This is a genomic window from Microbacterium sp. MYb54 (genome assembly GCF_002979515.1).
Taxonomy (GTDB): Bacteria; Actinomycetota; Actinomycetes; order Actinomycetales; family Microbacteriaceae; genus Microbacterium.
This window is the reverse complement of sequence record NZ_PCPA01000011.1, coordinates 125235-140150: the sequence shown is the minus strand read 5'-3', so window position 1 is coordinate 140150 and position 14916 is coordinate 125235. Positions and strand designations below refer to the sequence as shown.

Genomic DNA, 14916 nt, shown 5'->3' with positions numbered 1-14916 from the left:
CTCCGATCGCGGCATCGCTGGCACCGATGCTCGCCGAGAACAGCACCCCCGGCGTCGCACGCGCTCTGAGCGACCCCTCCTGGGTGGAGGTGAAATGGGACGGCATCCGTGCGATGGGTACCTGGGCGGACGGACGGATGCTCCTGCACGCGCGTCGCGGCACCGACATCACGGCACGATACCCCGAACTCACGGCCGACGGCGCGCCGTTCCTCCCTGTCGCGGACGCCGTCGTCGATGGGGAGATCGTGGCCTTCGACTCTCACGGTCGCCCGAGCTTCTCCCTCCTGCAGAACCGGATGCACCTCACCCGTCCGCGGGAGATCGAGCGTGAAGTGGTGCGCACGCCCATCGTGTACATGCTGTTCGACCTGCTGCGCCTCGACGGTCACGACCTCACCGGCATGTCGCTGCGGGAGCGTCGGACCCTGCTCGAGGAGATGATCGCCGACCTCGATGCCCCTGTGCAGGTCCCTCCCGTGTTCGACGACGTCGATGCGGCCCTCGCCGCGAGTCGGGAGTTCGGCCTCGAGGGCGTCGTCGTCAAGGATCCGCGGTCGAGGTACCGCCCGGGGCAGCGCTCGTCCTCCTGGCTGAAGCTCAAGCACACTCGGATGCAGGAAGTCGTCATCGTAGGCATCCGTCCGGGCAAGGGCGACCGCGAGAGCACTCTCGGTTCGCTGCTGCTCGCCGTACCAGATTCGAGACGAGGCGGTGGCGGGCTGCGCTACGTCGGCCGAGTGGGTACCGGCTTCACGGACCGGATCCTGCACGATCTTCTCGAGCGGCTCGGGCCGCTCCGCGTGCCCTCAGCCCCGCTCGACGGGGTGCCCGGTCCCGATGCCTCAGACGCGCTCTGGGTTCGCCCTGAGATCGTCGGGGAGGTCGAGTTCGCGAACTGGACTCCGGACGGAGTGCTCCGCCATGCACGCTGGCGTGGGCTTCGTCCGGACAAGACCGCAGAGGAGATCGTGGTCGAGACGAGCTGAGCCTCGTCCACCGCGCATGCCACGGCTGATCGTTCAGGCGTGGTGCGGTTCGCAGTCCGATTGTTCCGCAGGCTCGATCTGGAACGTGGAGTGCGCCACGTCGAAATGATCCGCGAGGCATGACTGCATCTCGGTGAGCAGCTGCGCTGATCGCCCATCCGTGAACAGCTCCGGCTCGATGCTGACGTGCGCCGTGAACACGGGCGCTCCTCGAGTCAGCTGCCACACATGCACGTCGTGCACCCCGACGACACCATCGTAGCCGAGCAGGTGCGTGCGGATCTCACTCACGGCGGTGCCCTTCGGCGCAGACTCGGCGAGGACCGAGAACACCTCCCGCAGGAGCGAGATCGCACGAGGGATGATCATCGCCGCGATGAACAGCGAGGCGATGGCATCGGCCGGCATCCATCCGGTGATGAGGATGACCACAGCGGCGACGATGACTGCAGCGGATCCGATCAGGTCGCCCATGACCTCGAGGTAGGCACCACGCACATTGATGCTGGTGCGCTGCGCACGACTCAGCAGCCACATCGACACGGCGTTCGCGAGCAGTCCGACCACCGCGACGACCAGCATGAGTCCGCCGGCGACTTCCACGTCACCCGGGTTGACGAGTCGCCCGATGCCCTCGATCGCGACCCAGGTCGCGAGGGCGATCAGGATCACGGCGTTGATCAGAGCGCCGAAGACCTCGGCGCGCTGATACCCGAAGGTTCGCCGATCGTCGGCCGGGCGTGCGGCGACAGTCGCCGCGATGAGCGCGATCACGAGGCCGGAAGCATCCGTGAACATGTGCGCGGCATCGGCGAGCAGAGCGAGTGAACCGGAGAGGAGAGCACCGATGACCTGGACGATCATCACCGTCGCTGTGAGCGAAAGAGAGATCGCGAGCAGACGTCGGCTGCTCGCCGAACGGATGCCGCCGGAAGCGGGTGCGTGATCGTGCATGCCCCCAGGCTAGACCGGCAGACGGGCCCAGGAGGCGGGTTGCGGCTAGTCGGGAAGGGTAACGATTCTCAGCTTCAGCAGCGGTTTCTCGTGGCCGAGACGCTCAGAGCCCGGCGAGCAGTGGAACCAGCTCGGCGAAGGCCCGCGCGCGGTGCGACTGCACCTGCTTCTCGTCGGCGGTGAACTCTCCCACCGATCGCTCCTGCCCCGAAGGCTGCCCGTCGGGAAGGAAGATCGGGTCGTAGCCGAAGCCGCCCACTCCGGACGCCGCCTTGGCCAGGCGCCCGGGCCAGCGTCCCTCCACGACGTGCTCCCGGCCGTCGGTCAGCACGAGCGCGATCGACGAGGTGAAGTGCGCTGCGCGATGCGGGTCGGCGATGTCTCGGAGCTGATCGAGAAGCAGCTCGAGGTTCGCCGCCGCATCCTTCTTCTGGCCCGCCCAGTACGCGGAGAACACGCCGGGTGAGCCGCCGAGAACATCGACGCAGATGCCGGAGTCGTCGGCGAGAGCAGCGAGCCCTGTGTGAGCGGCGGCCGCCCGCGCCTTGATGAGCGCATTCTCGGCGAACGTCACGCCGTCTTCCACCGGCTCAGGACCGTCGTAGCCGACGATCTCGAGGTCGGGGCGTGCCTGCGCGACGATCTGCTGGAACTCCGCGACCTTGTGCGAGTTGTGCGTCGCGAGGACGACCTGCATCGTCATTCCCCCGCCAGCGCGGCGAGCTGCAGGCCCTTCAGATCGGCGCACCCGGCGACACCGAGCTCGAGCAGAGCATCCAGCTCGCGCTTGTCGAACGGCGCGCCCTCGGCGGTGCCCTGCACCTCGACGAAGAGACCACGACCCGTCACCACGATGTTCATGTCGGTCTCGGCGCGCACGTCTTCGACATATGCCAGGTCGAGCATGGGCTCTCCGTCGATGATCCCGACCGAGACGGCGGCGACGGAGTCGAGCAGCGGTGTGGAGTTCTTGCCGATGAACTTCTTCTCCCTGCCCCACTCGATCGCGTCCGCGAGAGCCACGTAGGCCCCGGTGATGGCCGCGGTGCGAGTTCCGCCGTCTGCCTGCAGCACGTCGCAGTCGATGACGATCGTGTTCTCCCCCAGTGCCTTCGTGTCGACGACCGCACGCAATGCGCGGCCGATGAGGCGGGAGATCTCGTGCGTACGCCCGCCGATGCGTCCCTTGACGCTCTCACGGTCGTTGCGGCTGTTGGTGGCGCGAGGAAGCATGGAGTACTCGGCCGTGACCCACCCCTTGCCCTTGCCCGTCAACCAGCGCGGGACGCCGTTGGTGAACGAGGCTGTGCACAGCACCTTGGTGCCCCCGAAGCTGATCAGGGCCGATCCTTCGGCGTGCGCGCTCCAGCCGCGCTCGATGGTGATCTCGCGCAGCTGATCGGTGGAACGGCCGTCGACGCGGACGATATCGGTCATGTGCTTCTCTCAGGTCGGGGTGGTGAATCGAGTCGGGACGACTCGGTACGAGTTACTCGAAGGTGGATTCGGGAAGAGTTATCACGCCGGTCTGGACGAGCTGCACATCGCGGACTTCACGGCCCATCAGGCGGTTCGCCAGCGCGGTGAAGTCATCGGTCGACGCGCCGGTGGCCTCATAGACATAACTCGCCGCGGCATCAGGCGATGCGAGCAGGTCGCCTCGGACCAACTGACGGTAGACATCGCCGGCGGTCTCGTCGTCGCTGGACACGAGCGTGACGCCCTCGCCCATGACGTAGCTGATGGCACCGCGCAGGAACGGGTAGTGCGTACAGCCGAGCACGAGCGTGTCGACGTCAGCATCCCGCAGCGGAGCGAGATACTCCTCGGCGACGGCGAGCACCTCGGGAGTGCCTGTGATCCCTCCCTCGACGAACTCGACGAATCGTGGGCATGCAGCGGTGAAGACCTGCAGCCTCTCGTTCACCTCGAGCATGTCCTGGTACGCCCGCGAGCCGATGGTGCCGACTGTGCCGATCACGCCGACACGCCCGTTGCGGGTCGTGGAGACGGCGCGACGCACAGCGGGACCGATCACCTCGACGACCGGGACGTCATAGCGCTCGCGCGCGTCGCGGAGCATGGCGGCAGATGCGGTGTTGCACGCGATCACCAGCATCTTCACGCCCTGATCGACGAGTGTGTCGAGCACCTCGAGGGAGTAACGGCGCACGTCGGCGATGGGTTTGGGCCCGTACGGGGAATGCGCGGTGTCGCCGATGTAGACGAACGACTCGCGGGGCAGCTGGGCGCGGATGGCCCGCGCCACCGTGAGCCCGCCGACACCGGAGTCGAAGATCCCGATCGGCGCGTCGTTCATGACTCCCAAGCCTACCCGCGCGCGACCCGCCGCGCGCATCCGCCCGCTCACTAAACTGAGCGCATGACCACGTCGACGGCGCTGCTCACCGACCGCTATGAGCTGACGATGCTCGCCGCCTCCCTCCGGGACAGGACGGCGTTCCGCCCCAGCGTCTTCGAACTGTTCTCCCGACGGTTGTCTGGCGGGAGGCGTTTCGGCGTCGTCGCCGGCACCGGGCGTCTGCTCGGACTGCTGCGCGACTTCCGCTTCGGTGAGGATGAGCTGCGTTTCCTCCGCGACGAGAAGGTCGTGGACGCCGCATCGATCAAGCACCTCGAGAACTACCGATTCACCGGCTCGATCCACGGCTACCGCGAGGGAGAGCTCTACTTCCCCGGCTCCCCCATCCTCACCGTCGAGGGGAGCTTCGCGGACGCTGTCGTCCTGGAGACCCTCGCTCTGAGCGTGCTCAACCACGATTCCGCTGTTGCCACCGCCGCATCGCGCATGAGCATAGCCGCGGGAGAGCGACCACTGGCGGAGATGGGTTCCCGCCGGGCGGCCGAGCGCTCTGCGGTCGCGGCGGCCCGAGCCGCGTACATCGCCGGGTTCGGCGCCACGAGCAACCTCGAGGCCGGACGGAGCTGGGGCATCCCCACGATGGGAACGGCAGCCCACTCCTGGACGCTCCTGCACGACACAGAGGAAGAGGCCTTCCGCGCCCAGGTCGAGAGCATGGGCATCGCCACGACCCTGCTCGTCGACACCTACGACATCCCCACCGGCGTCGAGACCGCGATCCGGGTCGCCGGCACCCAGCTCGGCGGTGTGCGCATCGACTCGGGCGACCTCCCCATCGTCGCCGGCGCCGTTCGGGCGCAGCTCGACGAACTCGGGGCGACATCGACGCGCATCACCGTCACGAGCGACCTCGACGAGTATGCGATCGCGGCTCTCGCCGCTTCGCCCGTCGACGCCTACGGAGTCGGCACGTCGGTGGTCACGGGGTCCGGTTACCCCACCGCGAGCATGGTCTACAAGCTCGTAGCCCGGCAGGATGCCGCGGGGTCATGGATCGGTGTCGCCAAGGCCTCAACCGACAAGGGCTCGCACGGAGGGCGCAAGGCCGCCTTCCGCACCTTGGTCGACGGTGTGGCGACCGCCGAGACGGTCGTGGTCTCAGACGGCTTCGAGCAACTCGACACCCCCGACGAGCACCGAGACGGCCGTCCCCTGCAGGTGACGTTCGTCGAGGGAGGCGACATCGACACCGCTTACGAGGGCGTCGGGGGAACGGTGGCCGCACGCGCACACCACCTGCGTGTGCGCGAGGAGCTCCCGGTGCGCGCTCTCGCGCTCAGCAAGTCCGACCCGGCGATTCCCACCGTGTACGTCGAAGCCGACTGAGGTCAGCCGACCATCGACTCGTAGATCTCCTTGCAGGTGGGGCAGATCGGGAACTTCTCCGGGTCGCGGCCCGGGGTCCATTTCTTGCCGCACAACGCGCGCACCGGCTTGCCGGTGATCGCGGACTCGAGGATCTTGTCCTTCTTCACGTAATGCGAGAAGCGCTCATGGTCGCCCGGTTCGAGATTCTCCTCGCGGAGAAGCTCTTCCAGTTCGCGATCAAGCGTTGCCACGCCGCCCTGATCGGGGCTGTCCAGCGGAGTACTCATCCCGAGAGTCTAGCGGCGTCGAGACCCTCGCGGGCGGTGGTCACGCGGTCTCGACGAACTCCATCAACCGCTCGCCGCTGCGCTCGAAGATGCGCCCTCCGATGACTGCACCTGCCGCCAGCGCCATGAGCCCGATGAGGATTCCCACCCAGAACGTCGCCGGCGCGTATGCGGAGCCGTCGACGATCGTGGCCGCGAACAGCCAGATCGTCGGCACGCTGAGCACGATCGCTCCGAGGAACGCGGCAGCAGGCCCGTAGGCACCGCGCGAAGTGGGTCGCTGCGGCTGCTGGAACGGGCTGTCCCCGGGGCGGGAGACCGCGTAGGGAGCCACCACCGAGACGATGCTCGAGATGCCGAGCGCGGAGAACAGCAGGCTCGCGGCGAGGCCGCTGAGTGGCAGCAGCAGACTCCAGTTCCCGATCAACAGGAGGGAGAGCGGAACCGCGACCGCGAGGACGGGGATCGCCACGAGCAGGACGGGGACGAGACGCCCCAGACGATCGGGAAGGCCTCTGACTCCACTGGCGACGTGGGTCCACAACGCCGTCGAATCGTAGGCGACGTCATTGTGCGGCAGCCAGCCGAAGAACAGCGCCATCACTGGCACGGGGACGAGTGCTGCGACTTCGAGGGGAACCCCCGCGACGATGAGCGGAAGCACGGTGAGCACCCCGGCCACCGGCACCACGATGATGTTCATGATGTACCGGCGATCACGGAACCAGTACACGAGGCTTCGGGCCGCGATCGCTCCGAATGCGTTCGATGGCAGCAACCCGAACCAGCCGAGACCTGTGCGCTCCCTCGATGCGACCGGGCGCTCCGTGGTCGTCAGCAGGCGCCGGACGAGCCAGGTCCACGCCATCCACAGGAACCCGACGGTGAGCACTGCGACGACGCCACTCGCCCAGGCGGATGCGGTCTCTCCCGCTGCCGCATCGAACAGGAAGGCGGGCGACGCGGCGAACGGGCTGTAGCCGAACACCGTCGACAGGGTCGCCAGGGAAGCCGGCACGAGACCGTCCCAGCGCAGCGATCCGAAGAACACCGCGACGGGGAAGGCGATCACGAGGAGTGCGAGTGCGAACAGCGCTGTGAGCTCGCGGGAGCGGCGCTCCGGAAGGAGCAGCGCATTGATCGCCATTCCGATCCGCGAAGTCAGAACGGTCGTGACCACACCGACCAGCGTCATCAACACCGCGAGAGGCCAGGGCGTCCCCGCCGCCGTGGCGACGATGCAGACGCTGATGTAGACGGCGAGAAGGGCCAGAGTCGGCACGCTGATGAGAGTGGCCAGTGCGAGCATCCACGGCATCTGGCGCTCGTCGACGCCGAAGACCGCGAAGCGTCGAGGATCGAGCTGGTCGACTGCCCCGACGAGGATCGGGCCGACGAAGAAGCCGAGCAGAAGAGCTGCGCCACCGAGCACGGTGACCGCGCGAGCTACGGGAACAGGAGCACTCGCGAGGCTGAACACCGCGAGGCACACCACGACGGTGACCGCGACTACTGCAGTGAACGCGACAAGGGTGCGAACGCGGCGTTCGCCACGCAGGGAGCCGAGGAGAAGCGCGAGCCTCAGTCGGAGAACGTGTGCAGCCACTCGAGCCCCTCCACCTCTCCGGTGGATCCGGCCAGTTCGACGAAGCGCGCCTCGAGGGTCTGCCCCGCTCGCACCTCGTCGATCGTGCCCTCAGCGAGCACTTCGCCGCCGACTATGATCGCGACGCGCGAGCAGACGCGCTCGACGAGATCCATGCCGTGGCTGGAGAGGATCACCGTGCCGCCGTGCGAGACGTAGGCGCGGAGGATGTCGAGGATGACGGCAGAGGACACCGGATCCACCGATTCGAACGGCTCATCGAGAACGAGTACGCGCGGAGAGTGGATCATGGCTCCGGCGAGCATGATCTTCTTCGTCATACCAGCCGAGTAGTCGGACACGACCCGGCTGAGGGCATCGCCGAGATCGAACGCGCGGGCGAGATCTGCCGCGCGCTTCTCGATGACATCGGCGGCGAGCCCGCGCAGCAACCCGTAGTAGAAGAGCAGTTGACGTCCCGTGAGCCGGTCGAACGTACGCAACCGGTCGGGCAGCACACCCATCAGGCGCTTCGCAGCCTGGGGCTGTTTCGCCTGGTCGATGCCGCAGATCACCACGCGACCCTCATCGGCGCGGAGAAGACCGGCGACGATGGAGAGGGTGGTCGTCTTGCCTGCACCGTTGGGACCGACGACGCCGTAGAAGGACCCGGCGGGGACGGTCAGATCGATGCCGTCAACCGCCCGGTTGTCGCCGAACTGCTTCACGAGACCGCGAATGCTGATCGCTTCGCTGCCCGAGGGGCCCTCGATAGGGCCGACGGCGTCGGATGCCGCATCGTCGGACTCCACGACGGGTTCGACGACCTCCACGACCTCGACGGCCTCCACCGGTTCGGCTTCCACGACCTCCACCGGCTCCGCGTCGACGGGCGCAGCAACGGGCTCGGGGGCCGACACGGACTCAGCCACGGGAGCTGGGTCGACTGAATGAGAGGTGTCGGGCGCAGGCACAGATTCGACGACGACCGGACGCTCGACGGCAGCCACCTCGAGTACGGGGACCGGCTGGACAGTAGAAGCCTGCTCGCCACGAGGAGTCGCTTCGGCTTCTGCCTTCGCCGCCTCGTCCGCTGCTGCCTTCGCCGCAGCCTTCTTCGCCGCCGCAGTCTTCGCCGCTGCTGCCTTGGCCGCGGTGGTCTTCGCCGTCGTGGTCTTCGCCGCCTCAGAGCGCGCCGTGGACTTGGCCGCCGCAGACTTCGCCGCTGCAGCCTTCGCCGCTGCAGCCTTGGCCGCTGCAGTCTTGGCCGCTGCAGACTTCGCTGCCGTCGACTTCGCTGCCGTCGATGCCGACGACTCCGCACCGGCCGCCCGAGCCGTTGCCGTTCGGGCGGCGGCTGCTGTCGTGGAGGCTGCGGACTTCGTCGCCGCCGACCGCGCAACCGTGTTCTTCGTCGCTGCACTGCGCGCTGCGGCGTTGGTACGCGCAGCACCAGCGGTCGACGACGACTTCTTCGATGACTCGTCCATCAAGGCCTTCACGAGCGGCTCCACAACGACATCCGCAGTCGGCGCAGCCTTCTCTGCGGCTGCTTTGGCCGCGCCGGTCTTTGCAGCAGCAGGCTTCGCAGGCGTGCGTTTCGCCGCGCCGGGGTCCGCCGGGGTGCGCGCAGTAGCCGGCTTCTTAACCGGAGGCTTCTTCACCGGAGGCTTCTCCGCAGGCGTTCGCGACGTCTTCTCTGCGGACGGAGCAGCCTCTGAAGCCGGCTTCTTCCTCGGCGCGCGCTTCGCCGGAGCCTTCACAGGCGCGATCTCGGTCTCGTCCACCTGGGCGGTGCGGTCGTCAGGGGAGGCAGTCACCGTCCTACGGTATCAATGGGTGAGCTCAAGCCAAGGCCGCCGCGCAACAATCCGCCGCCGAATCCTGCAGATTCCTCGGCGTCGGACCTGCGGCCGGAACCCTGTGCGTCCGGTGTGTAGTCGATCACGAAATGACAACGGGAGCACCCTGACCCTGAGCTTCCCAGACTGAATCGATACCATGATTGCGGCACGACGAAGTGTCTGGTCGGTTAATCGACCGTGAACACAACTTCCTTTAGGAGCACTCGTGACTCTTCAGACCGTAATCCTCGCCGCCGGCATGGGCTCGCGCCTCGGCCGAGCGCTGCCGAAGCCGCTCACCGAACTGAGCGACGGCCGCACGATCATGGGCCAGCAGCACGACAACATCCGCGCCGCATTCGGGTCGGACGCGCGCATCACCACCGTCGTCGGCTACCGCGCCGAGACCATCATCGACGCTTTCCCACAGGTCAACTACGTTCACAACGAGCGCTACGACGAGACCAACACGTCCAAGAGCCTGCTCCGTGCGCTCGGGGCCACCGGTCGCGGTGGTGTGCTGTGGATGAACGGCGACGTCGTCTTCGACCCGATGATCCTCGGCCGCGCACTCGAGTACATCGAGCGCGACCAATCCTTCGTGACGGTGAACACCTCCAAGGTCAGCGACGAAGAGGTGAAGTACACCGTCACCACCGAGGGCTTCATCAATGAGCTCTCCAAGACCGTCAAGGGCGGACTCGGTGAGGCCGTGGGCATCAACTACATCTCCTCTGCGCACAAGAAGGCGTTCATGCGCCAGTTGCAGCGCGTCGAGGACCAGGACTACTTCGAGCGCGGCCTCGAGCTCGCGATCGCCGAAGACGGCCTCCTGCTCGAGCCGATGGACGTCTCCGACCTGTACGCGGTCGAGGTCGACTTCGCAGAAGACCTGGAGCGGGCGAACCTCTTCGTCTGATCACTCATCCTGAAAGCCCGGCCCCCGGTGGGGCCGGGCTTTCGGCGTTTTCGCGGACTGGCTCCATAGGATCGCACCATGGCCCCCAAGGTGCACAAGATCCATTCGCTCCCGGACGATGCTCCGTGGGACAAAGCCGTACCTCCTGCCGGGTCGGCGGAGCACCCGATGATGGTGCGCGGCCTCGACCGTGTGCTGTCGATCCAGCGCCCGCTCGTGCTGGCCCACATCCGCAGCATCCGCCTCCGCAATCCCCAGGCCTCGCCCACCGAGATCATCCGCATCCTCGAACGGCGCTACCTCGCAGCGGTGACCACCGGCGGGGCGGCGGTCGGAGCGACCGCCGTCGTCCCCGGCATCGGCACCGGTGTCACCCTCGCACTCTCGGGCGTGGAGACCGTCGGTTTCGTCGAGTCGACCGCGCTGTTCGCACAGTCCGTCGCGGAGGTGCACGGCATCGCGGTCGCGAACCCCGACCGCGCACGCGCGTTGGTGATGACGCTGATGCTCGGCAAGGAGGGCGTCGACCTCGTCGGACAGCTCGCGGGGCAGGTGGCTGGGCGAGGCGGGAGCAGATCGTCGTACTGGGGCGAGCTCGTCACGAAGTCGCTGCCTCGAGCCGCTGTCGGACCGCTCGTCGACCAGCTCAAGAGCATGTTCGTGAAGCAGTTCGCCGCGAAGGGCGGTGCCTCCGTCATCGGCAAGGCCCTTCCGTTCGGCATCGGTGCTGCGATCGGAGGCGCAGGCAATCACATCCTGGGTCGTCGCGTGCTCACCACGTCGCATCGGGCCTTCGGCGCCGCGCCGATGGATCTGCCGATCGAGCTCGAACCTGTACCCGGAGCCGAGAAGCTGGAGATGCGGATGCTCCGCGGAGCGCGCTACGCCGGCAACGCGGTGGCCGGCGCTGCGGGCACCACAGTCCGCGGTGTGGAGTGGGCAGGACGCAAGGCTCTCTCCCTCGGACGTCGCCCGAAGACCGACCCGGCGCTGGAGCAGAACGCCGTCGAGGACTGAGCGCCTTGCACGCAGGTTGCCAAAGGATCACGCAACCCGTTGTGCCGAGCATCCAACAGACCGGGCCGACCCGACGATAGGGTGGAATCCGTGACGGACAAGCCCGACCTCTTTACCACCGCCGGCAAGATCGCGGACCTGCGCGCTCGCTATACCGAAGCCGTCGTCGACGCAGAAGCGAAGGCGAAGGAGAAGCAGCACGCGAAGGGCAAGATGACCGCCCGCGAGCGCATCGTGCTGCTCGTCGACCCTGGGAGCTTCGTCGAGTTCGACGAGTATGTGCGACACCGCACCACCGCCTTCGGCATGGATCGTTCCCGCCCCTACGGCGACTCCGTCGTCACCGGCGTCGGAACGATCAACGGACGCACCGTCGCTGTGTACTCGCAGGACTTCTCCACCTTCGGAGGCTCGCTCGGCGAGGTCGCCGGCGAGAAGATCATCAAGATCATGGAGTTCGCCCTCGCCGGTGGGATGCCCTGCATCGGGATCCTCGATTCGGGTGGCGCGCGCATCCAGGAGGGCGTCGTCGCCCTCGGCAAGTACGGCGAGATCTTCCGCCTGAACACCCGCGCATCGGGTGTCATCCCGCAGATCTCCATCATCATGGGCCCGGCCGCCGGAGGAGCTGTGTACTCCCCCGCCCTCACCGACTTCGTGATCATGGTCGACAAGACCAGCCAGATGTTCGTCACCGGTCCCGATGTGATCAAGACGGTCACCGGCGAGGACGTCGGCATGGAAGAGCTGGGCGGCGCGTACACGCACAACACCCGCTCGGGCGTCTCGCACTATCTCGCCGAGGACGAGGACGACGCCATCGATTACGCGCGCACGCTCCTCAGCTTCCTGCCGGACAACAACATGGCGGAGCTGCCCACGTACGAGAGCACCTTCGAGTTCGAGACGACCGACGCCGATCGCGTGCTCAACACGATCGTCCCCGACTCGACGAACCAGCCGTACGACATCCACACGGTGATCGAGCATGTCGTCGACGAAGGCGACTTCCTCGAGGTCCAGCCGCTGTTCGCCCCCAACATCGTCATCGGGTTCGGGCGTATCGAGGGACGTTCGGTCGGCATCATCGCCAACCAGCCCTCTCAGATGGCCGGCACGCTGAACATCGAGGCCGGCGAGAAGGCCAGCCGCTTCGTGCGCTTCTGCGATGCGTTCTCGATCCCGATCGTCACGCTGGTGGACGTTCCCGGCTATCTGCCGGGCACGGACCAGGAGTGGGAGGGCGTCATCCGTCGCGGTGCGAAGCTCCTCTACGCATACGCCGAAGCGACCGTTCCGCTGGTCACGGTCATCCTGCGCAAGGCCTATGGCGGCGCCTACATCGTGATGGGCTCCAAGCAGCTCGGCGCTGACGTGAACCTCGCCTGGCCGACGGCCGAGATCGCGGTCATGGGCGGACAGGGCGCGGTGAACATCCTGTACCGCGGCGAGATCAAGAAGGCCGAAGAGGCGGGCGAAGACGTCGCCGCCGTGCGCACCCGCCTGGCCAACGAATACACCTACGATGTGGCTTCGCCGTTCCTCGCTGCAGAGCGTGGAGAGCTCGACGGCATCATCGAGCCGGCGAACACCCGCGTCTCTATCGCGAAGGCGCTGCGCGCACTGCGCGGCAAGCGTGCAGACCTGCCCCCGAAGAAGCACGGGAACATCCCGCTGTGACCGCGCAGAACACACCGGACGATGCATCGGCCACGGATACGCCGATGCTCGAGATCACGCGCGGGGCTGCGACCGAAGAGGAACTCGCCGCTCTCATCGCCGTGATCAGCGAGGCCTACGCGACGGAGGCCGCCGCCGCCGTCGCCGATGAGCCGTCCGTTTCGGCGTGGACCCGGACGCAGCGCCCGCTGCGTCGCCCTCTGCGCCGCGACATCCCCTGGGGACGATTCTCCGGCTGACGGCCGCTCAGACGTCGCGTGGCGTGCGCTCCTCGAGGCACCCAGCCGCCGTCTGCGTGATCCGTGAGCCCTCCGCTTCACGGATCACGCAGACGATCGTCGCAGGGCCCCCAGCGCCCCGCTCAGCGGCGATCCCCGTCGCCGCCTCTCCCGTCCCTTCACAGAGTCGGGAGTTGGCCCCCGACTCGAACCTGGGCTGCGTCGTCTCGGTGCGCGACGGTGCCGAGCGCGCGGCGAGACGGTGGCGTCCCCTCTCGACGAGGCGCTCGACACGCGCGTCGCCGAGGGCGGAGTCATGATGCACCAGTGGTCCGATCGATGAGGGAACCACAAATAGTACATCGATTAGAGATACGCCTGCAAACGGTCGAACCCTCCGACGCCATCCGGCAGCGGCTGTGGGCAGGAGGCACCGCGTCCCCGGCTCAACTGTCCAGGAGCAGGTCCGAAGCACGGGGGCTGAGAACCGAGTCGAGCACGACACACGCAGCCCCCACGGCACCGACGTCGTCGCCGACCACCGTCCCGTCGACCGGCAGAGAACGCACAGCATGCGTCGCGCTCGCCCGCTCGAGCCTGCCAGGGACCTCCTGGAGATATACGTCGGCGAGCCGCGACCAGAACGGCCCGCCGAACACGACCCGATCGACATCGAGCATGTTGGTCAGCGCCGCGGTCAGCACCGTGATGTGCGCCGCCGCCTGTCGCAGCACCTCGATCGCCGAGGACTCACCGTCAGCTGCTCGCTCGCACAGCCGGCTGAGCCTCGCATCGACGGCCGCCACATCGTTCGCCTCGCGATCGTCGGGGAAGACGCCTGCATGCTCCGCCTGCTCTACGATCGCCTGCGGAGTGCACATGACCTCCACGCAGCCCCTCGCCCCGCACAGGCACGGCGGCCCATCCGGATCGACGATGATGTGTCCGATCTCACCGATGTTGCGCGTGCTCCCCCTGACCGCCTCACCGTCTCTCGCCAGGGCCGCACCGATACCGGTCCCGAGGTAGACGAAGACGAACGAATCGTCCGCCGACTCCCGCCGAGTCCAGAGCTCGCCGACCGCGGCGGAGGTCGTGTCCTTCTCCAGCACCACGGGGAGGCCTGTCGCCTCCGCGAGGACTGCGCGCAGCGGAACACGGTGCCAGCCGAGCAGTTTCGGCGGATCGATGACGGTGCCCTTCTCCGCGTCGAGCGGGCCGGGAGCTGCGACCCCGACCCCGGCGATCCGCGTCCGGTCCACGCCCGAGGCCACGATCAGCTCGTCGATCGTCGCGGCCATGGCTTCGACGATCCGCCGCGGATCCTTCGCCGGGGTGCGCACACTCAGCCGCCGTACCACTGCGCCTGACAGATCGAGCAGCACGAAAGTCATCAACGCCGGATCCAGGTGCACCCCCACCGCGAAACGACTGTCTGCGACGAGTCGCAACGTCACTCGAGGCTTGCCGGGACCGTTGATCGTGCGCCCCGCCTCCCGGATGAACCCGTCATCGAGGAGTCTCCGAGTGATATTCGTGACCGTCTGCGCGGAGAGTCCGGTCGCCGTGGCGAGCTCGATCCGGCTCAGCCCCGGTCCGGACTGCCGAATGGCCTCCAGGATCACGGACTGGTTGAAGTCGCCCATCCGCGGAAGATTTGTGCCCCGACGCATTCCCATCGTCCAATGATCCCCCATCGCGGGCCAAAATCGTGTCCCCCAAAATACCTACA

14 protein-coding genes are annotated in these 14916 nt (G+C 67.3%); 6 read left to right on the top strand and 8 right to left on the bottom strand.

Annotated features, from left to right (window positions below; all coding sequences use genetic code 11):
• The coding region (ligD, locus tag CQ040_RS13385) for a non-homologous end-joining DNA ligase (RefSeq protein WP_219844765.1) at positions 1-989 on the top strand (989 nt) is incomplete at its 5' end.
• A 33-nt stretch (positions 990-1022) separates the two neighbouring features.
• Here the strand turns inward: ligD and CQ040_RS13380 are convergent.
• The 4 genes from CQ040_RS13380 to murI form a co-directional block, all read right to left on the bottom strand.
• Positions 1023-1943 (bottom strand): cation diffusion facilitator family transporter, encoded by a 921-nt coding sequence (locus CQ040_RS13380; protein ID WP_105526838.1) that lies wholly within the window; start codon positions 1941-1943, stop codon positions 1023-1025.
• 103 nt (positions 1944-2046) lie between these two features.
• Positions 2047-2646: an RdgB/HAM1 family non-canonical purine NTP pyrophosphatase gene (gene rdgB, locus CQ040_RS13375; RefSeq protein WP_105526837.1), complete on the bottom strand. Its 600-nt coding sequence runs from the start codon at positions 2644-2646 to the stop codon at positions 2047-2049.
• Positions 2643-3380 carry a ribonuclease PH gene (gene rph, locus CQ040_RS13370; RefSeq protein WP_105526836.1) on the bottom strand — a complete coding sequence of 246 codons (738 nt, stop codon included), beginning with the start codon at positions 3378-3380 and terminating at the stop codon, positions 2643-2645. The genes rdgB and rph overlap by 4 nt, the downstream gene beginning before the upstream one ends.
• A 52-nt stretch (positions 3381-3432) precedes the next feature.
• Complete coding sequence (gene murI, locus CQ040_RS13365; RefSeq protein ID WP_105526835.1) at positions 3433-4263, bottom strand: glutamate racemase; 831 nt, start codon at positions 4261-4263, stop codon at positions 3433-3435.
• A gap of 63 nt (positions 4264-4326) precedes the next feature.
• Here murI and CQ040_RS13360 point away from each other — a divergent pair, with 63 nt between their 5' ends.
• Positions 4327-5652 carry a nicotinate phosphoribosyltransferase gene (locus CQ040_RS13360; protein ID WP_105526834.1) on the top strand — a complete coding sequence of 442 codons (1326 nt, stop codon included), beginning with the start codon at positions 4327-4329 and terminating at the stop codon, positions 5650-5652.
• Positions 5653-5654: 2 nt separating this feature from the next.
• Here CQ040_RS13360 and CQ040_RS13355 read toward each other — a convergent pair whose 3' ends face one another.
• From CQ040_RS13355 to CQ040_RS21045, 3 genes are read right to left on the bottom strand one after another with little or no spacing between them, the layout of a single operon-like run.
• On the bottom strand, positions 5655-5921 hold the full coding sequence (locus tag CQ040_RS13355; RefSeq protein WP_028503536.1) for a DUF3039 domain-containing protein: 267 nt from the start codon (positions 5919-5921) through the stop codon (positions 5655-5657).
• A 40-nt stretch (positions 5922-5961) separates the two neighbouring features.
• On the bottom strand, positions 5962-7527 hold the full coding sequence (locus tag CQ040_RS13350; RefSeq protein WP_105526833.1) for a hypothetical protein: 1566 nt from the start codon (positions 7525-7527) through the stop codon (positions 5962-5964).
• Positions 7503-9326: an ABC transporter ATP-binding protein gene (locus CQ040_RS21045; protein WP_258131303.1), complete on the bottom strand. Its 1824-nt coding sequence runs from the start codon at positions 9324-9326 to the stop codon at positions 7503-7505. Before CQ040_RS21045 ends, CQ040_RS13350 begins: the two co-directional genes overlap by 25 nt.
• 250 nt (positions 9327-9576) lie before the next feature.
• On the opposite strand from CQ040_RS21045, the gene CQ040_RS13340 reads away from it, so the two are divergent.
• The 4 genes from CQ040_RS13340 (at position 9577) to CQ040_RS13325 (ending at position 13205) form a co-directional block, all read left to right on the top strand.
• A complete protein-coding gene (locus tag CQ040_RS13340; RefSeq protein WP_028503533.1) occupies positions 9577-10269 on the top strand; it encodes an NTP transferase domain-containing protein in 693 nt (230 codons plus the stop codon).
• 78 nt (positions 10270-10347) lie between these two features.
• Entirely contained in the window at positions 10348-11286 is a 939-nt protein-coding gene (locus tag CQ040_RS13335; RefSeq protein WP_028503532.1) for a hypothetical protein, read from the top strand.
• A 90-nt stretch (positions 11287-11376) separates the two neighbouring features.
• Positions 11377-12966 carry an acyl-CoA carboxylase subunit beta gene (locus tag CQ040_RS13330; RefSeq protein WP_374954130.1) on the top strand — a complete coding sequence of 530 codons (1590 nt, stop codon included), beginning with the start codon at positions 11377-11379 and terminating at the stop codon, positions 12964-12966.
• Complete coding sequence (locus CQ040_RS13325; RefSeq protein WP_028503530.1) at positions 12963-13205, top strand: acyl-CoA carboxylase subunit epsilon; 243 nt, start codon at positions 12963-12965, stop codon at positions 13203-13205. The genes CQ040_RS13330 and CQ040_RS13325 overlap by 4 nt, the downstream gene beginning before the upstream one ends.
• A gap of 425 nt (positions 13206-13630) precedes the next feature.
• Here the strand turns inward: CQ040_RS13325 and CQ040_RS13315 are convergent, their stop codons facing one another.
• Positions 13631-14830, bottom strand: coding sequence for an ROK family transcriptional regulator (locus CQ040_RS13315; protein ID WP_105526831.1), 1200 nt, complete (start codon positions 14828-14830; stop codon positions 13631-13633).
• Positions 14831-14916: the final 86 nt, after the last annotated feature.